Genomic DNA, 22795 nt, shown 5'->3' on the forward strand with positions numbered 1-22795 from the left:
GGTGAGGGTTTTTGGGGATTGCACCGGTCGATCTATTTAACCAGCCGTTTTTCCTTCGAAGGCCGATAACCAAAGTACGAGCTATAGCACTTGCTGAAATGGCTCGGCGAGACAAAACCACACGCCACCAGCACTTCCACCTGCGACAGCTCGGTATGTTGCAGCAGGCGCCGTGCTTCGGTGATGCGCAGTTCCAAATAGTAGCGCTGCGGCGTGGTGCCCAGTTGCTCCTTGAACAAGCGCTCGAGCTGGCGCCGCGAGCGGCCGGCGTAGACCGCCAATTGTTCCAGCTCCAACGGTTCTTCGAGGTTGGCGTCCATCAGCTTGATCACTTCCCGCAACGGCGCGCTGACGCAGATGTTTTCATCCGGCTTGATCCGCCGGTAGCGCGATTCCTCAAACGCCAGAATGTCCTCGACACCCTCGACCAGCGCTTTGCCGTGCAGGCTTTTGATCCAGTCCAGCGCCATGTGGAAAGCCCCCGATGGGCTCGACGCGGTGAGACGGTCGCGGTCGATCACATAAGGCTCGCTGCTGACGTGCGTAGCCTTGGCAATTTCCGTCAACGCGGGGCGATGTTCCGGGTGAATCGCGCAACGGTAGCCGTCGAGCAACCCGGCGCGCCCGAGAAACCACGAACCGTTCCACAACCCGGCCAGACTGACGCCCCGCTCCGCCGCGAGTTTGAGCAAGTGCACAAACCCATCGCTCGCTCGCAGTTCAGTGCGATAACCGCCGCAGACCACCAGCAGATCCAATTCCTCGAGCGCTGCTGAGTCCAGACGCGCATCGGGGCGGATCACCAGCCCCAGGTCGCTGATGACCTCGCCCTCACCCAGCCCGAAGGTGCGCGAGGTAAACAGCCCCGGGCGCAACAGATTGGTAGTCACCACGGCGTCCAGCGTCTGCGTAAAGGCCGGTAGCGAAAAGTGTTCGAGCAGCAGAAAACCGGTGCGCGTCAACTGCGCGTTATCGCTTTGCTCATTCAGATAGCGGAGGTTTTTCCCCTTCATGCCTCCGCTGAATTGGCGTCGTTCGGTCAAGTTTCAATCCATCGGTCACATTGTTGTGCGCCGATAGTTGGCCGGAACCGGTAAAGAGTCAATCACGTCATCAGGCCACACCTTCAAACAACCCATGGCCGTCGCCCCGGGTATCTCAAACGATCGTATTCAACCCCGCCCCGAGCCGACCTTCGAGGCGCCCAAACAGGACGTAGTGTTGATAGCCACTGGAGAAGGCGCCTGTGGCGATTGCAGTCTTTACGTCGGCATTGAGGCGCAAATATTGCTCCTCATCGAAGTGCTCGGCGCTGACTTCACCTGTACGGCCCAGACGTTCGCTATCGATCGGCTGTTCGAGAATCGTGCGTCGTTGAAAGTCGATGATGCGATTGACCGCATGACTTTCCAGCGGCCCCTTGTTGGGCGAGGCGGAGTAGATGTGCAGACCGTTCTTCGCGCAGCGGTTGCACAAGTCCACGCAGTTCTTTTGCGTGGATTTGCGACTCATCAATTCCTGTACCGGCATGTCCAGATACTTGCCGACGCTGTATTCCGCCTGATTGAAAATCGTGCAGCACAGCACGGTATTGCCATTGCAATCGAGTACCAGCCAATCATCTTTCAGGGTGCACGCCTGTTTGGGGTATTGCTTGACCAGATTGACCAGGTCTGCATACGGTGGCAACGCCAGGCGCTTGAGGGTTTCCCGGTCCGTGTCGGTGACCGAGGCATCGTCTTCGACGATAGCGAAGGTTTTTTCCAGCGGCATCATCACCGAGTAGCCGGTGGAGAAATTGAAACCCAGGCGCTCGCTGAACTCGCGCATCAGCCCCTCTTCTTCGAGGTTATCCAGATAGCGGTGGTAATAGACCTCGATAAGCGTATTCAGGCCGTGACGCTGCTTGAGGTCATGCAGCTTGATCATGTTCTGCTTGACCACTTCGATGTCGCCGCCGACATGCCCTTGGCGGTAGGTATCCTGGTGGAACCCGGACAGGGAGACACGGAAGAACCAGGGATTGGCGAGCATCGCGCTTTCAATGTTCTTGGCCAGGTTAAGGTTGGAGCTGATGCCGCTTTGCAAACCTGCAGCGTTAATGATTTCGACGAACTCACCAATGCGCGGGTGAATCAACGGCTCGGTCCAGTTGTACAAAAAGATCGCCTTGACCCCTTCACGCCGTGCCTTGTCGACAATCTGCGTGAACATATCGAGCTGCATGGCTTTCTTGAAATTGGTATTTTCCGAATTACCCATCGGGCATGACGGGCAGCTCAGATTGCAGGCGCCGACGATATCGATGTACATATTCATTACGCGCATAGCTCCTTGGGTCGAACGTGCGCCTCTCATCACGAGCACGTTCGGGTCGTCGGGTTGGTTGTTTTTCTGACGACCTGCCTTCACGTAAAGCAATAAGCGCACCAGAGCCCTACGCCATTAACGCCACAATCCAGTCGATAAACACCCGCAATTTCAAGCTGACATGCCGGTTCGGCGGATACGCGACGTAAAGCGGCATGCTTTCCAGGCGCCAGCCCTCAAACAACGGCACGAGCTCGCCGCGCGCGACATGCGCATCGGCCATATACGTCGGCAACCACAGCACACCCATGCCCGCCAGTCCCGCCGCCAGATAGGCATTGCCGTCATCCACCGCAAGCACATGCCGACCCTTGATCTGCAGGCGCTCGGTGCCATTGTGCAACGTGTACGGAAGAGGTTTACCAGTGCGAGCCCAAAGAAACGCGACCACCCGATGATGGGAGTCTTCCAGTTCGCGTGGATGATCGGGCGTACCTTCGCGAGCCAGATAAGCCGGCGCGGCAAATACCCCCAAGGGCAGATCGGCGAGCTTGCGCGCCATCAGCGATTGATCGAGCAATTCACCGCCGCGCACCACGCAATCGACGTTCTCATCGATGATGTCGACGATGCGGTCGCTGACGCCCATGTCGATCTGAATGTCCGGGTAGCGCGCATGAAACTCCGGCAAGGCTGGCACCAGAATATGCCGCGCGAACGGGCTCGGCACGTCGATGCGCAAGCGCCCCCGTGGCCGTGCGGCGGCACCGGGAAGGCTGGTTTCGGCGTCGTCCATGTCGGCCAGCAACTTGATCACCCGCTCGTAATACGCCGCACCATCGGCGGTGACGTTGACCTTGCGCGTGGTGCGATTGAGCAGCTTGACCCGCAGCCGCGCCTCCAACTGCTGCACCAGTTGCGTCACCGTGGTCTTGCTCATGTGCAGGGTTTCGGCAGCTTTGGTGAAACTCCCCGCCTCGACCACCCGGACAAAGGCCTGCATCGCATCGAACCGGTCCATCCGCGCCTCTCGATTGTTTGGAATTTGCAAACAGTGAACGCCAAGCTTGCGCGTTTATCCAGCAGCTGCAAATACCTAAAGTCACTCCATCAACCACTGATGGAGTCAGCCCCATGTCCAAGCGCGATGTAGTGTTCCCACCCGCCCGCCACGCCCTGTATGAACGTCACCGTTACTCGCCGGCGATTCGCTCCAACGGTTTCCTGTTTGTCTCCGGACAAGTCGGCAGCCGTGAGGATGGCTCGCCCGAGGCCGATCTGCGCGATCAGGTGCGCACCGCCTTCCACAACCTCAACGCGATCCTCGCTGCGGCCGGTTGCAGCTTCGATGATGCGGTGGATGTCACCGTGTTCATGGTCGATCCGCACTCGACGTTCGAAACGATCTGGACTGTGGTGCCGGAGTTTTGGGGCGAAGCGCCGTTTCCGACCATCACCGCTGTCGGCGTGACCTGGCTGGCGGGTTTCGATTTTGAAATCAAGGTGATTGCCAAACTGCCGGAAGCGGCTTGACCGCAACCGTACACAAACAGACACACCGCGCCGGCACGGAGGCTGGCCAATCTCCTCGCGAATGCGTATAACCTCGCCGTTTCGTCTACCCTGACGTGGCGCGCCGCCCGGTAGCGGCTGCCCTTCGAATGTTGACGCTTACGAAACGGAGAATTCTATGTTCAAGCGTACCCTCGCCCTCACCGCCGGTCTGGCGCTGTCCTTTTCTGCCCTGATGACGCAAGCCGCTGATGTCCTGCGCGTCAGCGCGATTCCCGACGAAGCCCCGACCGAGCTGCTGCGCAAGTTCGAACCGCTGGGTGCCTACCTTGAGCAGCAGTTGGGCATGAAGGTGCAGTTTGTGCCTGTCGCCGACTACCCGGCGGTGGTTGAAGCGCTGGCCACCGATCGCCTCGACATGGCCTGGCTCGGCGGTTTCACTTTTGTGCAGGCTCGTTTGAAGACCGACGCCACTACACCAGTGATCCCGCTGGTGCAGCGCGAACAGGATGCGCAGTTCACCAGCAAATTCATCACCGCCGACCCGAACGTGAAAAGCCTCGCCGACCTGAAGGGCAAGACCTTCGCCTTCGGTTCGGTGTCGTCCACCTCGGGCAGCCTGATGCCGCGTTACTTCATGCTGAAAAACGACGGCATCAAGCCTGAAGGCTATTTCAGCCGCGTCGCCTACTCCGGCGCGCATGACGCCACCGTTGCCTGGGTGCAGGCCGGCAAGGTCGATGCCGGGGTGTTGAATGCCAGCGTCTGGCAGAAACTGGTCGACGCCGGCAAGGTCGACACCAGCAAGGTCAAAGTCTTCGCCACCACGCCGACCTACTTCGATTACAACTGGACCGTGCGCGGCACCCTTGATCCGAAGCTGGCCGCGAAGATCAAGCAAGCCTTCCTCGACCTCGACCCGGCCAATCCTGAGCAGAAGAAGATCCTCGATCTGCAGGCCGCCAGTCGCTTCATCGAGACCAAGCCCGAGAACTACAAGGGCATCGAGGAAGCCGCCCGCGCCGCCGAACTGCTGAAATGACCCTACGCCTCACCCAGGGCAGCCTGCGCCATGCCAATGGCGTCGATGCCCTTCGTAACATCGACGTGCAGATTGGCGCTGGCGAACAGGTCGCAATCATCGGCCCGTCCGGCGCTGGCAAGTCGAGCCTGCTCAATCTGCTGGCCACCGCGCTCAAGCCCAGCAGTGGCGACATCGAAGTGCTTGGCGAACGCGCCTGGCACTTGTCGGCGCACCAGCGGCAGCGCCTGCGTGCGCGCATCGGCCTGGTGCATCAGGCGCCGCCGATTCCGCCGCGTCAGCGGGTCATTACGGCGGTGCTGGCCGGCAAGCTCGGTCAGTGGAGTCTGGGCAAAAGTCTGCTGAACCTGCTGCATCCGCTGGATGTGGCGGGCGCTCGCGCGGCGTTGGCGCGGCTGGATCTGGGCGACAAACTCTTCGCCCATTGCCAGCAGTTGTCCGGCGGGCAGTTGCAGCGCGTCGGCATTGCGCGGGTGCTGTATCAGGCGCCGGAAATATTGCTCACCGACGAACCTGTCTCGGCCATGGACCCGGTGCTTGCCGGCCATACGCTGTCGATCCTTTCGCGCCATGCCCGCGAGCACAACGTCACGCTGGTGGCGAGCCTGCACGCGGTGGATCTGGCGCTGGAACACTTTCCACGGATCATCGGTTTGCGCGACGGGCAGATTCTTTTTGATTGCCCATCCGATCAAGTTAGCCGCGACAAGCTCGATGCGCTGTACGCCAATGAACAACTGCAATCGCCAGCGCCGGCGGTCGCGCCTTTGATTGTGCAGATTCCGCGATGCTGAAAGCCGATTCACGGGACCCGGCGGCGTGGCCGCGATTGTTGCTGACGCTGCTGGCGCTGGCCCTGCTGTGGCCGGGCATTCAGCTCAGCGAGCTGGACCTGGGCGTGCTGTTTCAGGCCGATAGCCAGAACGAAATGGGCCGTTTCGTTTCGGCATTCTGGCCACCCGCGCATGATCAAGCGTTCCTGCAACTGCTGCTCAAAGCCACCCTGCAAACCCTGGCGATTGCCACGGCGGGCATGGCCTTGGCGTTGCTGCTGGCGGTGCCGGCGAGCCTGATCGCCAGTCGCGCGTTGTCGCTCTCGGCGGCGTCACGGGGCGGCGTGCCGAGCCTGCCCGGGCGCTTGCTGCGCTGGCCGGTACGCGGCTTGCTGATCTTTTTGCGCAGCGTGCCGGAGATCGTCTGGGCGCTGTTGTTCGTGCGCGCGGTCGGCCTCGGCCCGGCGGCTGGCGTGTTGGCCATCGCCATCACCTACAGCGGCATGCTCGGCAAGGTCTACGCAGAAATTTTCGAATCCACCGACCAACGCCCGGCGCACGCATTGTTGCAGGCCGGCAGCGGTCGACTGGCGGCGTTTGCCTACGGCACGCTGCCGAATGTCGCCGCCGAACTGCTCTCGTACACGGTGTATCGCTGGGAGTGCGCGATCCGTGCCTCAGTGGTGATGGGCTTTGTCGGTGCCGGTGGGCTGGGGCAACAGATCGACCTGTCGATCCGCATGTTCGCCGGCGGTGAAGTCGCCAGCATGTTGCTGACGTTCCTGCTGCTGGTGCTGTGCGCCGATCAACTCAGCCGCTTGCTGCGCTGGAGGCTGGCATGAGGCGCCTGATCAACCTGCTGCTGCTCGCCGCCATTGCGGTCGCGGTGGTCGCCTCTTTTGCCTATCTGGAACTGGATCTCGCCGAACTCGGCAGCGCCAACAGCCTCAAGCAGATGGGCAGTTATGTGCAGCGTTTTCTAAGTCCCGACTTGAGCGCCGGTTACCTGAAAGCCATTGCCCACGGTTCGCTGGAAACTCTCGCTATGTCAGCCCTCGGCACCCTGCTTGCGGCACTGTTCGGCATCGTTCTCGCGCTGCCCGCTGCCGGGCGTTTCGGCTGGCCGCTGCAAAGTGCAGCGCGCCTGCTGCTCAACGGCTTGCGGGCGATTCCAGAGCTGGTTTGGGCCGCGCTGATGGTGCTTGCCGCCGGTCTCGGACCGAACGCCGGCACCCTCGCCCTTGCCCTGCACACCACTGGGGTGCTCGGTCGGCTATTTGCCGAAGCATTGGAAAACACTCCGCCACAACCGGCCGAGGCGATCCGTTTGCAGGGCGGCAATCCGATCCTCGCTTTCTGCTACGGCACCCTGCCTAACCTCGCCCCGCAACTGCTCGCCTACTGCCTGTATCGCTGGGAAAACAACATCCGCATGGCCAGCGTGCTGGGCTTTGTCGGTGCTGGCGGCCTGGGCCAGATGCTGTATGTCAGCTTGAGTCTGTTCCAGGAAGCCCAGGCCAGTACGGTGATTCTGGCGATGCTGTTGCTGGTGTTTCTGGTCGATTGGTTGAGCGCCTGGAGCCGGCAGCGTTGGGTCAACGCGTAGGCCAAGTGGATATTCGCCAAAAGCTGATTATGCTTCAGGAAACCTTGCAGCCCTGCGAGGCGGTCAGACTGTGCAAGCTTCACGCTAGAGCAACGGCGGCAGATGCCAACGGGCCAGAGTGCGACAGGCAGTAACGGGGGACTCCGGCCTACAACAATAAGCACGACGGAGAACACCCATGGCCACAATCGACACAGCATCCACCGGCACACCGCCCCGCAGCGGCGGTATCACGAAGGAGGAGCGCAAGGTCATCTTCGCTTCCTCGCTGGGCACGGTTTTCGAGTGGTACGACTTTTACCTCTACGGCTCGCTGGCGGCGATCATCGCCAAACACTTCTTCGCCGGCGTCAACGAAACCACCGCATTCATCTTTGCCCTGCTGGCCTTCGCCGCCGGGTTTGCGGTGCGGCCGTTCGGCGCCATCGTCTTCGGGCGTCTGGGTGACATGATCGGGCGCAAGCACACGTTTCTGATCACCATTGTGATCATGGGCGTGTCCACCGCAATCGTCGGTCTCCTGCCCGGCTACGCCACCATCGGCGTCGCTGCCCCGGTGATTCTGATCACCCTACGCTTGCTGCAAGGCCTGGCGCTGGGTGGTGAATACGGCGGCGCGGCGACCTACGTCGCCGAGCACGCGCCACGCAACCGCCGTGGCTTTTTCACTTCGTGGATTCAAACCACCGCCACCCTCGGTCTGTTCATGTCGCTGCTGGTGATTCTCGCCTGTCGCACCGCGCTGGGTAACGAGGCGTTCGAGGCTTGGGGCTGGCGGATTCCGTTTCTGCTGTCGATCATTCTGCTGGCCGTGTCGGTGTACATCCGCCTGCAACTGAGCGAGTCGCCGGTGTTCCAGAAAATGAAGGACGAAGGCAAGGCCTCGAAAGCACCGCTGACTGAATCCTTTGCGCGCTGGGACAATCTCAAAGTGGTGATCATGTCGCTGCTGGGCGGCACCGCCGGGCAAGCAGTGGTCTGGTACACCGGGCAGTTCTATGCGCTGTTCTTCCTGTTGCAAACATTGAAGATCGACGCGCAGACCGCCAACCTGCTGATCGCCGGATCGCTACTGATCGGCACACCGTTCTTCGTGATTTTCGGCAGCCTGTCCGATCGCATCGGGCGCAAACCGATCATCATGGCCGGGTGCATTCTGGCTGCTTTGACCTACTTTCCGATCTTTACTGCGCTGACCCAGTACGGCAACCCGGACGTGTTCGTCGCTCAGGAAAAAAATCCGGTCAAAGTGATCGCCAATCCTGATCAGTGTTCGTTCCAGTTCGATCCGGTGGGCAAGGCCAGATTCACCAGCTCCTGTGACTTGGCGAAAACCTTGCTGGCGAAACGCGCGATCCCGTACGAGAACGTCGCTGCCGAACCGAACACGGTCGCGCAGGTGCGCATAGGTGATCGCGTTGTCGAGAGCTTCGAAGGCAGCGCCCTCACCGCCGCCGACTTCAAGGCCCGCAACGACGCCTTCACCGCCAACCTCGGCGCGGCGTTGAAAGACGCCGGTTACCCGGAAAAAGCCGACCCGGCGAAAATCAATTACCCGATGATGCTGCTCCTGCTCACCGTGCTGGTGATCTACGTGACCATGGTTTATGGCCCGATCGCCGCGTGGCTGGTCGAACTGTTCCCGACGCGCATCCGCTACACCTCGATGTCGCTGCCCTACCACATCGGCAACGGCTGGTTCGGCGGCTTCCTGCCGACCGTGGCGTTCGCCATGGTCGCCGCCACCGGTGACATCTACTACGGGCTGTGGTACCCGATCGTCATTGCAGTGGCGACGGCAATACTCGGCACGTTCTTCCTGCCGGAAACCAAGGATCGCGACATTCTCAAGGACTGAAAAAAGCCACAGTGCCCTCTCCTGCCGGAGAGGGCCTCGCAGCTGAAAAATTTCGAACGTCTGCCGCCGCGCTGTCTCCAATGTGTACACCCACAGGAGGCCAGCGCCATGAACCCCAACGACGACAAAACTCCCAACGCCCCACCCACCGATGCCAGCGGCAAACCGGTGAACGTGGTCGAGCGCGATCTGCAGGACCGCGACGGCAAAACCGAAGGCGTGGACAAAGTCATCACGCCGTCTTCCACTCGGGTCAAAGAGCAGGAAGCTGAAGAGCTACAGCGCAAAGTCGATGAGATCGAGCGTAAGGTTGCAGACGGTAACTGAGTGCAGCGTGGCTGTGGCCGCAGCTTTGAGCGGCGGCTGTCAGCCCGATGACCAAAAGCTGATTTCCTACAGAATTGAACTACACAGCTGATCGACTTCACGTGCATCACAAGCGAAGCGTCTGACAGATTTGCATCGTCTGTTTGCGGATGATGTCTCCCTCGTCCCGCCAGTGACGACAACGAGCCCACATCCCCTTAGACTGCTTCACATTGATCATGGAGGTCATGATGAGCGCTGAACTTTCACTTATCGTTTCAGACTTCGAAACCGAAGAAGAGGCTGCGGATTACGATCTTTGGTATCGCGCCAAGGTACAAGCCGCACTTGATGATCCACGTCCGCCTATCCCCCACGATGAGGCAATGGTGCTGCTGGGTCAGATGCTGGAAGAGAGACGCAAGAATCGACGCGCTGCCGGTTAGCTGGAGTAAACCGGCTCTTGGAGACCTGGCTGACATCATCGAATACGTAGAACAACGCAACACTGTCGCTTCAGTTGCACTGCACCAAAAGCTCAGCGCCGCAGCGCGAAGGCTTTCCTGGATACCGCATGGTTTCCGCTCCGGCCGAATACCGGGCACTCGCGAAATGGTCATCAACTCGAATTATTTACTGGTCTATCAGGTGACAGACCACATCAAAATTCTGACCGTGCTGCACGCCCGAAAAAAATATCCATAACCATTCATAAAAAAAGGCGGCCAACCGGCCGCCCAAACGTACTGCACGAGAGTCTTTTACAACGTCAGCTGCCCACGCTCCTCTTCGGTCAGCTGCTGCTTCGCCTGTTCATCCAATGCCCCGGCGCCGAGCACCTGCACCGGGCTGTCCGGGTTGTAACCGGTCGCTGGCGCGCGACTGGCACCATCGCGCGACGGTGCCAGTTGCTCGTTGCCGAAGCTGAGTACCTGCACAGTGAACACCGAAGCCTGGTTCTGCCGCGCCGCTGCCTGTTGCTGCCGGGCGACGTCTTCCGCCGCTTGCGTAGCGGAGGATGCCGCCGAACTGGCCGAGGTGATTGCGCCGGTATTCACCGCGGACACCACCGGCACGCCGGTCGCTTTGCCCTGCACCGAAATGTTCGCGGCGTTGACCACCGTCAGCGCGGCGATGTTAACGTTGCCCGACACGCGAATCCCCGCCTCGCCGGCATCGATGGTGCCCAGTGGCGCAATGAGGTCGATGTTGCCCGGCGCCACTTCGGCGATCGGGTTGAGCGTGGCGATACCGGCACCGGTACTCGGCACCGACGGCGACAGCGTGACGTTGCCCCAGTTGTCGTAGACACGTTTTGGCGGCGTGTAGACCACGGTGGTTTTCGAGCCGCGACCGGCGTTGATATCGCCCTCGGCGGACCAGCCGAGAATCGAGCCGCCGAAGGTGGTCATGATCCGGCTCTGGCCGAGCAGAATGCTGCCTTGCGAGTACAACTGAATGTCGCCCGAACCTTGGGTGATGATCCCCGCCGTCGACGGCGGCGCCGCGCCTTCAATACCGAACACCTGACCACCGCCCGGCGTGAGCATCTGGATATCGCCGCCAAACAGCGTCTTGACCCCGGCGCCACCGTACATCGTGATATCGCCGTCGTAACGGATCGGATTGCCGGCGACATCAGTGGTCGGGAACAGCGCCGCAATGGCGTTGCGACCGCGCAGGTAACTGCCAGTGCGCGGACCACTGGCATCGGTGTATTCCAGGCCGCCGGCGCGCAATTCGGCGAAGTACACCTGGCGGGCGAAGATCGCCTGTTCGGTACTCGGCAGTGCGGCGAAGAACGCTTGCGCCTGTTCGTCGCCACCCTTGAAGCCATAACCCAGGCTCAGCCAGCTCTGCAGTTCTTCGACGAAGGTCTTGACCACTTTGCCCGGTTGCGCGCTCAGAGCCACCGCTGAATCCGCTACGTTTTGCGGGTTCAGATAACGCGCAATGAACCGTGAGTAATCCGGCCCCTGCGCGCCCGCACTCGCTTGCATCACGATGCTCGCACCGGGGCGCTGATCGCCTGCCACGACAGGACCGAGGCTGGTGATGCTGGCGCGATCTTCCATCAGGATATTGCGCCCGGCATTGACGTCCAGAACACCCGGGCCGGCAATGTCGAAGCTGCTGTAGAGAATGTCTCGCCCGGCCGAAATCCGCGAAATGTCGCGCGCATCGTTATGCACGAACAGATTGCCGGTAGACGCGATCTGTTCGTTATTGCGACCCATGCCCCCAACGGGCGCAAACGTGGGTTGCCCCAAATTGGTACCGGACGCCACGATGTCACGCCCCGCCACCATCCACACCGGGCCTGCCGATTCATACCAGGTGCGCTTCGTGGTCGCGAACGCCAGCGTTTCGCCCGTGCGAATTCCTACCAGGTCACCGGTCAGTGCATAGAAGCGCGCCGGCCCCTGAACCCTGCTCAACCCCGAGTAGCTATCGGGACCAAAGGCAAACAGTGGATAGCGCGAATTGGTTTGCGCCAGCACACCATCGCTGCCGGCGTTGGTCGTAATCGGCCGAGCGGACTGGTTGTTGCCGTAGCCATTGAACGCGGGTGCAAACGGTGTGGCGAGCGCCGCCGGGCTGGCCCCTGACTGGTTGATGGCGTAGCCGCCGGCATAGATCGAATCCCCAGCGATCAGTTCAAGCTGCCCCGCGCTGGAAGGTGCCAACAGCAATGACCAGGCCAGAGCCGGCGCCGGGTTGCCTATGCCGTAGGCCGCTGATGGTCCCGCATAAATCGAGCCCTGGCCGGCCACGGCACGCAATATCGAAGGAAAGACGAAGCGGTCATCGGTCGGTGACCCGTTAAGCCCGGCGACGGGGTCCTGCCCGGTGGTTTCCATCAACTGGGTGCTGGGCGTCAGGTTGCCGCCGGCCGAGAACAAATCGATGGCCGTGTGATCGGTCCACAGCGAGAAACCACTCAAACCGCCACCGGCATGGTAAACGCCATCCGCCGTGGTAAACGGTGTGGAGTTCTGCAACCGCACGCGGCCCGGATCGGCGGCGCCACCCAACACCAGATCGCCGCGGGTGTTGAGGCGCATGCCGGAGTCACCGGGAATCAGCACCAGCCCGCCACTGGCATTACTGGCCGTCGAGTTGAACGGGTCGAAGGCGCGCGTTTCCCGTGGGTCATGAAACAGCGCCGAGGCGCCGTACTGCAGATTGATACCGCCCAACGCGGCGCCCGTCAGTTGCGCCGCACCGCGCAGGTTGATGAGCGCGCCCTGCAAGTCGTGCGTCGGCGTGCCGGTACCCGCCAGGCCGGCACGTGCCTGCAGAGACGGATTAAGGACACCGCCCAGACGAATATCAAGGTCTCCGCCACCGGTCAGTTGCAAGTTCCCGTCACTGTCCACGCGGCCCGTACTGCCGACAGCCACGATCAACCCCTGACTGCGAGGGTACGACGCATACCTGTCGTCGCCCATGGCCTTGAGCATGCCAGCATCCCCACCGGCGCTCAGACTGATGTTGCCGCCGCCCAGCGTACCGAACCCGGTAAAGCCCACCAGATAAGGTCTGGTTTCCTCGCCCAGCGCTGGCAATGGCTGCGCAGCGTAGCTGCCGAAATTGATCCACCAGGCAGTCGGTACATCGTTGTTGCCGGTACCTTGGCACCAGAGCCAATTGCCCACCGCCACACTCGGCACCTGCTCCCGCGTACCGTCGCCCGTGGCGACCGAGCGACGGCCAAGCACGTCACCCGACACAGACCCGCCGGCATTGATCGTCAGGTTACCGCCCATCTGCGGATACCAGGCCTGATAGAGGCTGGCACTGCCGCCATCGACCCATTTTTCGTAATCGCTGCCAGCGCTGCCCAATGCCGAGCCATCAGCCGACAGCCTTCCGCGGGGCTGGTTATAACGCGCGTCGACGTCTGCCGATTGGGTGCCGGCGGTGTAGACGCCGAAAGGTGAGGCCATGCTCAGGTTACCGGCCGCCATCAAATCCAGGTCGCCGGTGCCAGTACGCAAAACGCTGAACATCTGCGTGTGGGCCTGGGCGCTCTTGCTCGGATTGTTTTCAATGCACAGTGCCGGGTCGATGGAGCACCAGAACAATTCGTCATCGTTCATCGGTGTGTAATCCGGCATGCCCATCCAGTTGCCAGGCGCCCACACACTGCGCGCCATGGGCGCGCAAGAACCGGGAGCGATATCACAGAGCACAAGGTATTCCTCGGGAACCGGTTCGTACGGTGTAAAGCCATACTCGTTATCCACCGCCCAGACCAGTTTGCCGGCCACCTCGATCATGCTCACACCATAGTGAGTGTCGGCCATCTGCAAGTTGCCAACGCTGGCCTGAGGTTTCACGCTACGGCTGTCGGCCGCGGTCAGATCGGCCCCTGCCACCATGCGCATCGACCACGACGCACTGCCCGCCGGCAGCATGCTGGCGATCGCCCAGTTTCGACCTTGCTGGTTTCCATTGGCAGGACGCAGGTCGAGGAATACCGTGCCATCGGCGAGCTTCACGTTGGTCATGGAGGGGATCAGCGAACCCCGCAACAGCGCCAACGTTCCGTTCAACACCACACCCACCGTTTTATTGTCGGCATCAACCGCACCCGGCAGCGGCACGCCTTTGGGCCAGAGCAGGGCCTGCAGTGCGGTGGCGTTGTTCAAGCGGATACCTGCACCCAAACGACTGCCGGCCGGCAGGGTCACAGCGTTGTCGAGCAACGTACCGGCGGCATACATCAGGTTACCCGCCGCGTCATGCACATCGCCGGCCAGCACCGTTCCACCCTGTAACACGTAAGGTGCGGCCAAAGTGCTCTGAACCGGCAACACCGTGCCCGCGGCCAGTGTGGCGGCTTGAATCGGCAGGTCGTAATTCAAGGTGGCGCCAACCGGAAAGAGCGTCCCTTCGGCAAGGCTGACACCACTGCCCGGTACGATCAGGTCACCGCCGAAAGGCTGTATCCCCGGCAACAGTTTCCAGCCAGCGTCGTCCACGGTTTCCGGCGGCGGTGCGAAACCGTCGTTGATGCTGCCGTAGATATCGAGGTTGCCACCGGCACGGATCACCAGGCTGCCCGCTTCCCCGCTGCCATACACCGAGGTCCGGCGAGTGTGCGGGTTGAGGCTGGCGTAACGGTAGCCGGACAAGTCGAGATCGCCCTGCACCACCAGATCGCCGTCAGCGGTTTTGCTGACGATTTCCACCCCCGGGCGCAGATGAAACGCATCGGCATAGGTCGCATTGTTGAGGCCGGCCAGTTTGCGTTGTAGCAGATCACTGTTACCCAGCGCCGCATCGATAAAGCCGCTGCTGTCTGAGTGAATGCGATCCAGGTAGGCTTGATCGATCACTTGATACGGGCGACCGCTGGCCGCCGGATCGGTGCCATCGGCAGCATCACTGTAACTTCGCACGGCATTCAGCCCGATGGAGCGCGCACCTTGAATACTCAACGTACCGCTGGCATCCACCGCAATGTCACCGCCGCCCAGGCGCGGTGCATTCAGCTCCAGCGTCCCACGCAATACGTCATCGCGTTGTCCCGCCTGGTTTCCAGGCACTGCATCGGTGCCGTGACGCAGATCAATCCGTGCACCAGCGGCCAGCGTCAGCACGCCGTCACCTGAATTGAGTTCAACCATGGCGCGATTCGGTGCGTCGATGATTTTGCCGTAGCTGTCGACGCGCAGTACGCGGCCATGGGCATCGAGCAGCGCGTTGCCCGTCAGGTTCAAACCGTTTTTGCCGGCAAGGCGAATGCTGCCGACCCGTTCACCACTGGCATCGATCACCCCGTCCACGGTCAGGTTGCCGTTGTCCACCGAGACATTGACTTCGCCCGCTTTGAGTTCGTTACCGATACGCAGATTGCCCTGCTTGAACTGGAAGCTTCGACTGCCCACTACCCCGCCGGCATTCAAGCGCAGGTTAAGGCTGGCAAAGGCCTGGCTCAAATCACCCGCCAGGCGCTGGGCGCGAATGTCCACGCCACCGGCCTTGTACGGCACCCACGTACCGCCCGCGTCGTAATAGCCACTGCTGCTGCCGACAATCTGCCCTTGCAGATCAACCTGTCCAGCGTCAGTGGCCAGGGCCACAACGCTCAATTGGCCGGCCTGATTGTTGACGGCGGACAGATCGATTCGCGAGCCCGCCAACTGACGAATATTGCCGTTGTTGCTCTGCAACGACACGTCGCCGCCCCAGCTGTATTTCTGCACATCATTGAACGGCAGAACCCGGCCCGCCATGTCCACCTGCGCGCCGCTGCCAAGCAGCAGATCATCCTCGGCATTGACCAGCAGCTTGCCGCTGGCGAGGACGATGCGACTGTCGAGCACAACACTGCGTGCCGTCAGGCTCAGTTGCGCACCGAGGGCATCCGCGGCAGCCGTTGTGGCGCTACCACTCAGAGTCAGGTTGTTGCCCGCCTTGAGTTCACTGACCGAGGCGGCCTCGCCGGTCAGCAATGGCGTGCGCAGATTGAGATTGCCGCCGCTGTAGCTGAACCCCTTGACCGCGTCATAAGCTCCTTGGGATTCGTACACCGCCAGACTGCCCTTGTGGTTGGCGGTGATGCGCTCGCTGGCGTTGAAGTTGACGTTGGCAAACCCCAGGGCCAGTCGGTTATTGCGATCCAGGCCATTGGGCTGCGGGTTCGGGCCATAACCCAATTCGATCCGCTGCGCCTGAATATCCAGCGTGCCGTGCCCGTTGCCGGCGCCGTCGTTGACCACCGTACCCGGGGCCTGAGTCGCCCCGTTCCAGATCAGATTGCGGGTGCGGATCGTCGCGACATCGGTGGCAGCGCCCGAGCCGTAGATAGCCGGGCTACCCAACACCAGATTCTGCAAACGGCTCTGGCCGGTCTGCGGATCAATGGTGTCGAGGGTCACGCTGCCGAAAAAGTTGAACGCATCGCGGGCCACCAGACTCAGGGTTTCCAGGGCGGGGGCGCCAGATTGCGTGTCGCCCTGCAACAGGCGATCCAGCACGTTCTGGTTAAGCGTCAGGCCCGCGGGTGTGCGGCCGCTGGCTGCGGCCAGTGCTTGCGGACTGCCGGCATTGACCACACCGACTGAAAGCCCGAGTTGGCGAGTGCCAAAGCGCACGCTTTCGCCCAGTTCGAAGTTTTTGTCAGTGGCGGCGATGATGCTGCCGTTGGAGTACAGCAACGCCGCAGCGGTGCAATCGGCCGTCGGACAGTTGCCGATACGAATGCTCCCGCCCCCGCCATCGGAGGGCGCAAGCACCGGCGTCCAGCCGTTGGACACCACCAGCAGGCTGGAGCGCCCCGGTTCGTAGACGAAACCGGCTGCGGCATCATACGGAACGTTACCTCGCCCCAAGGTAATGACCCCCGCTCCCGCATCGATGGTGATGCCGCCATTGGCGCTGTTACTGCTCAACACAACCTCTGGCGCCGATAGGATCGCGCCTTCGCGCAGACGAATCGCCGAGGTATTGCCGATCACCTTGATCGAGCCGCCCTCCGAACCGTAATACACGGTTGGGGTGCCACCGATGGTCAAACGTCCGGCATTCAAGCGGTTGAGGGTGTCGGCGTACAGCGATACACCGTCGAACCCTGGCGTTCGCGTATGCCCGGCACCGAGAATTTCAAACTCTGCGCCGGTATAACCGCCCTGAACGACCGCCGTACCAATAACCCCGCCGCTGGCAGGTTTGAACAGCACCTGCCCGTTGAAATCCAGGGCTGAGTCGTGCTCGCCGCCACTGACCATGCGCAGGTGCAGCGTGTTGCCGTCCAGCGGCGTGCGGGCGCGCGGCAGACCGCGGCGGGCAGCATCGTTGAGCACAAATTGGCTGAACCCGGTTTCGTTGTACTGTGAATAGCGCCGCAGCACATCGGCAGACGTCACGATGACCTGGCTGGGCAAACTGTCGCGGATACCGGTGTTGGCAATCGACAGCTGTCCGGCCGTGGTCCACGAGCCATTGCGCAACTTCAACGCACTGTCCATCGGCCCCGCAATCGCTTGACCATTGATTTCGACCCGGAAGGCGCCCGGTAACAAGGCAAAGGTCGATGGCAACAAGGTGTAGGTGCCGGGTGCCAGTCCGGCAACGCCGGTCCCGAGGGTGATCTGCTGGCCGATACGCGGATCGACCGCGCCGGCCTCGGCCAGCATCGGCGCATAGCGGCTCTGGTCACCGGCCACGATTGCATACACGGGGTTATTGGCCAGCCCCGGCAAACTGAAGGTGCCATCGGTGGCATTGCGTACCAGCGGATTGAAACGCGCATCGGTGGAGCCACCTCGTCCGGAGACAAAACCGGCACCGCGCAAATCGCCGCCGCCCGAAAGGTCGATCACCGCCCCGGCCTGCACATTGGTGTATTGCGCATCAAGGATGACCCCGGAGGTCGCTCCGGCAATGCCATTCAACATCACCGACTTACCGTTGTACCGATAGTCGATACCGTCGGTGGTTCCTCCATAGGGCATGACCAGTCCGGCGGCGCTGACTGAAGTCACGCTGCCCGGCAGAAGGTGAAGTTCACGGGTTTTGACAATGACGTCATCACCCAGGGATATCAGCCCCAAAGGCGCACGAATGACGCCGCCCTGCTCGATCTGTCCCGCACTGAGTGTCAGGCTGCCGAACACCGAGTAAGGCAAAGCGGTCGGCGCCGCCCCGTGATTGCCGATACGCAACGTATGCTCCGGCACCGATCCGGCCATACTTTGATAGCCCACTCGCACCTCAGCCGAGACGCCACTGGCCGGGTAGATCTGCGCAGCCCGCATGTGCATGTCACCCGCAGTCCACAGACGGCTGCGCTGCTGTTCATCGGTTGGCGCGAGGAAGCGCAAGTCGCCCTGGCTGTCGAGCGTGACCAGACCAAAGCCACGGCGGCTGACCGCCAGCGCCGGTGCGGCCGATTGCACAAGAGTCCCTTCGGTGCCGAATGAAAGCGAGTTGCCCACGTCCAGCAGGTTCGCGCTGGCGGTGAATTGCGCGCCGGACAACTGCGCTGTCGGATTGCTCATCACCCGCGGACGCACTTTGACTTCCGAGCTCAAATAGGTGCCCAGCCCTGACAGGCGCAGGTAAGGTGCGCTGAGGTTGACCCGGGCGCTGTCACTCGCCGACTCGGCCAATGAAAGAGAACCGGCGAACAGGCTCAGGCCCTGCCCCATATGCAGGTCGACATCGCCGTCGAACGTCATCAGACCGTTGCTCAGCAGACTCACGCTGCCGAAGCCACCGCTCATCAGTTGATCGGCACTCAAGCGTGCACGCCCGTAGCGTAAAAGTGGCGAAGCCACACCCGCTAGCAGCGGCTGCGGCAGTGCCGGCGCGGGCCCTTGGCCAATGATCATTTCACGTGGCACGCGCACCGCATTGCTCAAGTTCGCGGGACCGTACGCCGGTGTATCCAGAGCGATCTCCAGACGCCCGCCCGCCGCACCTGCACCGCCAGCACTGGCCTGCAGACTGCCCTCGATGAACAGACCATTGTAGGAACTCAGGGTGATCCGTCCGCCATCGGTGGCCACACGAGCGGGGCCTTGCCCACCGCTATCGAGCACGGCTTGCGCACCGGACGCTTCCAGTCGCGCACCTTGGCGGACGATGACGTAAGCATCGGCAGCGGTCGCCGTGATTTTCTTCACATCGATCTCGCCACCGACAATGATCGAGCCACCCTTGCCGACCTGGCCGTAGACGCGGCCCAGCGCATCGACGGCGGTCGCTGCCCGACCGGCGACATCGATCAAGGCATGTTCACCGATCCAGATCGAACGGTTGTGCGGGGTCGGATCGGCCTCTTGCAAGGACGTCGCCACATCAATCGCGCCGAACTGCTGTTGACGGATATCGACAATACCGCCCCAGGCGTTGAGTTCACCATCAAGCGTGATCTGGCCTGCCCCGCGCAAACCGATGCGCTGGCCGGGATCGACACTGATCCGTGAGCCTTCGCCAATCGACAACGGACTGCTGGCGGGATCTATCAAGCCAGCAAGCGTCGCGCCGGCCTGCAATGCGACAGAAGCGCCGGCCCTTTGCGTCAAGACGCCCTTGAGCGGGTCTTCCTGAAATAGCGCAGGCGTCCATAGCTCCAGCGCAGCGCGCGGCGACATACCGGAGACAATGGTCGAGGCGGATTCGCCAAATCGATAGACCGGCATCTGCACATCGATCGCGCTTTGCGCGGCGACCTCCAGCCCCTTCAGACCGATGATGTTGTAGGCGCTGAACCCCGTGCGGAACAGCTCCGGCGTCAGGCGCAGGGTCTGTTCTTCGGCCACTTCGCCGGAAGCGCCGATCCGCACCTTGCTGGCCTGCACGGTCAAGGTGCCGCCGCCGTTCACGCCATAGCCCTGCACCTCGCCATCGAGCACCATGCGCGACAGGCCCGGCGCACTGTTGGCGCTGGATTCAAGCGTCACGTCGCCACCCTTGCCGCCACGCGTCTTGCCGTTGGCCAATACCGCACCGCCCGACGAAACATCGACCAGACTGCCACTGGCCAGCAGAATATCGCCGGTACTGCGGATCGACACCGTCCCGCCATTGAGGTACGCCAGGCCGCCCGCGTCGTCCGGGTTACTCGACAGGTTGCTCCACAGACCGCGTGTCTGCAGCTGCACACCCTGCGCAACCGTCACTCGCGCTTGCTTGCCTGCTGAAACCTGGAGAATGGTGTCATCACGCCGATCGGTGGCGAGCTGGTTCAAAACGTTGCCCAATTGCAGGCTGCCGCCTTGCGCAATCAGATCGGCATTGACCTGCACGTCAGGGCTGAACAGGGTGATGTTGCCACCGTGATCCACGGTCACATCTTCATTGACTTCAATCGTGTTTTTTGCCGAGATCTTCAGCGCGCCCAGCGCGAAACCATTGAGCAGCCCGGCATCGAGGAACAGTTTGCCTGCGCGTTCTGCCGCGACCGCGTCGGTCAGCCCTGCGTTCGCTACGCTGGCATGCGCGCCCCCCACTTGCACCTGATCGAGCAACGGGTCGAGTTGATAGAGCAGGCCTGCACTGGCAGCGACATAAGCAGCATCGTAACTGCCAACCACCAACTGCCCTCGCCGCGCCCGGGCGGTCTGGGTCTGGGCATAGCCGTCCAGACCTGCCCGCGGTGCCTGGATTTGCCGTTCGCCCTGAAACACCTCACCCAACAGCTGGCCTTCCAGCACGGCGTTGCCCGTGGCGATCACCAACTGGCCGGCATCCCGGCCAACGGTGTACCCCGCCTCCTGGCGACGCGTCGGCGCGATCAGCGGGCTATAGAAATAATCCGTCTGGCCCCAGCGCTCGCTGTGACTTTCGTAACCTTTGTAAAGACCGTTGTAGAGAATATCGCCCGGCGCACGCGACACTTCGTATAACCGCCCGTCCGCACCGCGCAGCCAGCTCTGGCGAATCTCGCCGCCCTGCACATCAAGCGTGCCGCCGGACACATTGATCAGCGAACCTTTTTCGCTGATCACGTCCTTTCCGGAAAACCGCACCTCACCGCCCTGCGCCATCCATTCACCAACGCCATGGCCCTGAGTGCCGAGGTATCCGCCGACCTCCAACAACCCACCGGCGGTGTACCAGCGGTCGGTGGCGTAACCGTTGGTGCCCGCCGGCACGAATACCAGCTCACGGACATCGACCCAGATGTCGTTACTGTTGAGCGCGCCGTTCTCGCGATTGACCGGCGCATCACGCTGCTCGTTGCCCTGGACGTTGATCTTGATGTTGTTGTTTGCCATCGCCACTTTGACGCCGAGGGCGCCGGACACGTCGATCACCGCCCCCTCGCGCAATAGACTGCGTTGTCCGGCGGCAACTGCCACCTGCCCACCGGTGGCAAGGGTGATCGAGCCGCTTTTGAATTCGACGGTGCCGCCGCTGCCGACGTCGATGCGTGACTGATCGCTGCGGATCCGGTTGTTGGCATTGACGCCGGTCAGCGCGGCCTCGCGCTGGCTGTCCAGGGCCGTGAGATCACTGCTGTCGAGCAGAATCGCACTGACACCATGTTCGCCCAGGGTCACAAGGCCTTGGGCATCGCTGGCCGGATTGAGCAGATGCACGGTGCCGCGCGTCGCCACCGAAGTGCTCGCCAGCAGCACACCGTTTTGCACAACGTCGCGGCCGGTCAGGGTGATGTCGCCGGTGGATGCCTGGATCAGGCCGGTGTTGCTGACCTTGCCCGAGCTGTCAGCCTTGAAACCGGGAATGACTTCACTGCCGAAGGTGGTTGAATAACCATTACCGTCGGTGCCCGAGCCCTTGCGGATATAGAAACGGTCCCCCGCACCCAGCACCGTCTGACCTTTGGCCGTACTGATCGAGCCGTCGTTGTGCACGTCCTGGCCGAGCAGCAAGGTATAGCCGCCGGCGTCGGTGGAGAGCGCAGGTTGGTGCGTTTGTATGGCTGCGCCACGCTCCACCAGGACTTTGCCAGCAGCGTCGGTGAAGGTTGGCTGACTGCCGGTGCTGTCGAAATACAGACCCCGATCGCGAAATTGTGCATCGGTCATGTTCGCGGCTGCCGCTACCAGATTTCGCACATTGACCTGGCTGCCACCGCTGAAGACGATGCCGTTGCGGTTGATCAGCATCACCGTGCCGTCCGCTTTGATCTGCCCCTGGATCTGGCTGGCCCGTGCGCTCGGATCGTTGACGCGATTGAGCACCGCCCAGTTGGCCTGCTGGGCAAATTCCACTGTGGTATTGCGGCCGACGTTGAACGTTTCCCAATTGAGAATCGCCTTGTCGGCGGTCTGCTCGATCTTCACCGTGGTCTTGCCGTCGGCCTGGGTTTGTTGCGGGCCTTTGGCGTTCATCCAGCCCTGGCTCAGGCTGTTATCGATCTTCAGGCCGCCCTCGCCCAATCCGTCAGGAACCACTTGCACACTGCCCAATGCGGCGGCACGTCCAGCGGCTTGTGCGGCCTGCTGAGCGGCAATCGCTGCCACGGTGTTATTGAGTGTCTGCAAAGAACGCTGCAACTGCTGGCTGGCCCGTTGCTGCTGTGCCAGCGGTGGGGTCATCCCCGGCAGACCACCCCCTCCCGGACGCGACGCCGAAGCCTGCTGCGCTGCGCCCTTCGCGGCAAACCAGGTGGAACTGAACGCTGTCGCCGCCTCGGCACTGCCCGCCACCAGACACAAGGCGACAGCTTGCGCCAATGGCTTGAGCAGCCACTGTGCGGGATCGCCCGCGCCACGTTTGATCGGCCGGATACGGTTACTGTGACGGGAGGTGCGAGCAAGCATCACTACAGGTCCTTTTGGGTGGCAGGTCGGATCAGCCCTGCTGTTACGACATAGGCAGTTGGCGAGCCTCACGACCGAACGGATGTCACACAAACTTCATGTTCGAGGAGTAAATCGGCAAAAAAAACAGCAGCCCGAAGG

At 61.8% G+C, this 22795-nt stretch carries 13 protein-coding genes; 9 read left to right on the forward strand and 4 right to left on the reverse strand.

The window, feature by feature from the left end:
- Nucleotides 1-32 precede the first annotated feature (32 nt).
- The 3 genes from AB9L16_RS14165 to AB9L16_RS14175 form a co-directional block, all read right to left on the reverse strand.
- Complete coding sequence (locus AB9L16_RS14165) at nt 33-1043, reverse strand: GlxA family transcriptional regulator (protein WP_191636952.1); 1011 nt, start codon at nt 1041-1043, stop codon at nt 33-35.
- Nucleotides 1044-1158: 115 nt separating this feature from the next.
- Nucleotides 1159-2319, reverse strand: coding sequence for a radical SAM protein (locus AB9L16_RS14170; RefSeq protein WP_375122271.1), 1161 nt, complete (start codon nt 2317-2319; stop codon nt 1159-1161).
- Nucleotides 2320-2437: 118 nt separating this feature from the next.
- Complete coding sequence (locus AB9L16_RS14175; protein ID WP_252876409.1) at nt 2438-3331, reverse strand: LysR family transcriptional regulator; 894 nt, start codon at nt 3329-3331, stop codon at nt 2438-2440.
- A gap of 113 nt (nt 3332-3444) precedes the next feature.
- Between AB9L16_RS14175 and AB9L16_RS14180 the strand changes: the two genes are divergently transcribed.
- The 9 genes from AB9L16_RS14180 to AB9L16_RS14220 all read left to right on the forward strand — a co-directional run bounded on the left by AB9L16_RS14180 (nt 3445) and on the right by AB9L16_RS14220 (nt 10112).
- Nucleotides 3445-3843 carry a RidA family protein gene (locus AB9L16_RS14180; protein ID WP_041480136.1) on the forward strand — a complete coding sequence of 133 codons (399 nt, stop codon included), beginning with the start codon at nt 3445-3447 and terminating at the stop codon, nt 3841-3843.
- A 157-nt stretch (nt 3844-4000) separates the two neighbouring features.
- A complete protein-coding gene (locus tag AB9L16_RS14185; RefSeq protein ID WP_056789576.1) occupies nt 4001-4864 on the forward strand; it encodes a putative selenate ABC transporter substrate-binding protein in 864 nt (287 codons plus the stop codon).
- Complete coding sequence (locus AB9L16_RS14190) at nt 4861-5658, forward strand: phosphonate ABC transporter ATP-binding protein (protein ID WP_252867702.1); 798 nt, start codon at nt 4861-4863, stop codon at nt 5656-5658. Before AB9L16_RS14185 ends, AB9L16_RS14190 begins: the two co-directional genes overlap by 4 nt.
- Nucleotides 5652-6479 (forward strand): ABC transporter permease, encoded by an 828-nt coding sequence (locus AB9L16_RS14195; protein ID WP_150635119.1) that lies wholly within the window; start codon nt 5652-5654, stop codon nt 6477-6479. Before AB9L16_RS14190 ends, AB9L16_RS14195 begins: the two co-directional genes overlap by 7 nt.
- On the forward strand, nt 6476-7243 hold the full coding sequence (gene phnE, locus AB9L16_RS14200; protein ID WP_252884320.1) for a phosphonate ABC transporter, permease protein PhnE: 768 nt from the start codon (nt 6476-6478) through the stop codon (nt 7241-7243). Before AB9L16_RS14195 ends, phnE begins: the two co-directional genes overlap by 4 nt.
- Before the next feature lie 178 nt (nt 7244-7421).
- Nucleotides 7422-9101: an MFS transporter gene (locus tag AB9L16_RS14205; RefSeq protein WP_038861763.1), complete on the forward strand. Its 1680-nt coding sequence runs from the start codon at nt 7422-7424 to the stop codon at nt 9099-9101.
- A gap of 108 nt (nt 9102-9209) precedes the next feature.
- Nucleotides 9210-9428 (forward strand): hypothetical protein, encoded by a 219-nt coding sequence (locus AB9L16_RS14210; RefSeq protein WP_042606898.1) that lies wholly within the window; start codon nt 9210-9212, stop codon nt 9426-9428.
- Between the two features lie 230 nt (nt 9429-9658).
- On the forward strand, nt 9659-9853 hold the full coding sequence (locus AB9L16_RS14215) for a hypothetical protein (RefSeq protein ID WP_056789559.1): 195 nt from the start codon (nt 9659-9661) through the stop codon (nt 9851-9853).
- Nucleotides 9786-10112, forward strand: coding sequence for a type II toxin-antitoxin system RelE/ParE family toxin (locus tag AB9L16_RS14220; RefSeq protein WP_375122272.1), 327 nt, complete (start codon nt 9786-9788; stop codon nt 10110-10112). The genes AB9L16_RS14215 and AB9L16_RS14220 overlap by 68 nt, the downstream gene beginning before the upstream one ends.
- Nucleotides 10113-10168: 56 nt before the next feature.
- Here the strand turns inward: AB9L16_RS14220 and AB9L16_RS14225 are convergent, their stop codons facing one another.
- Nucleotides 10169-22654, reverse strand: coding sequence for a filamentous haemagglutinin family protein (locus AB9L16_RS14225; RefSeq protein ID WP_375122273.1), 12486 nt, complete (start codon nt 22652-22654; stop codon nt 10169-10171).
- Nucleotides 22655-22795 lie beyond the last annotated feature (141 nt).

It is taken from the genome of Pseudomonas sp. LW8 (genome assembly GCF_041956865.1).
In the GTDB taxonomy this organism is placed as follows: Bacteria; Pseudomonadota; Gammaproteobacteria; order Pseudomonadales; family Pseudomonadaceae; genus Aquipseudomonas; species Aquipseudomonas siliginis.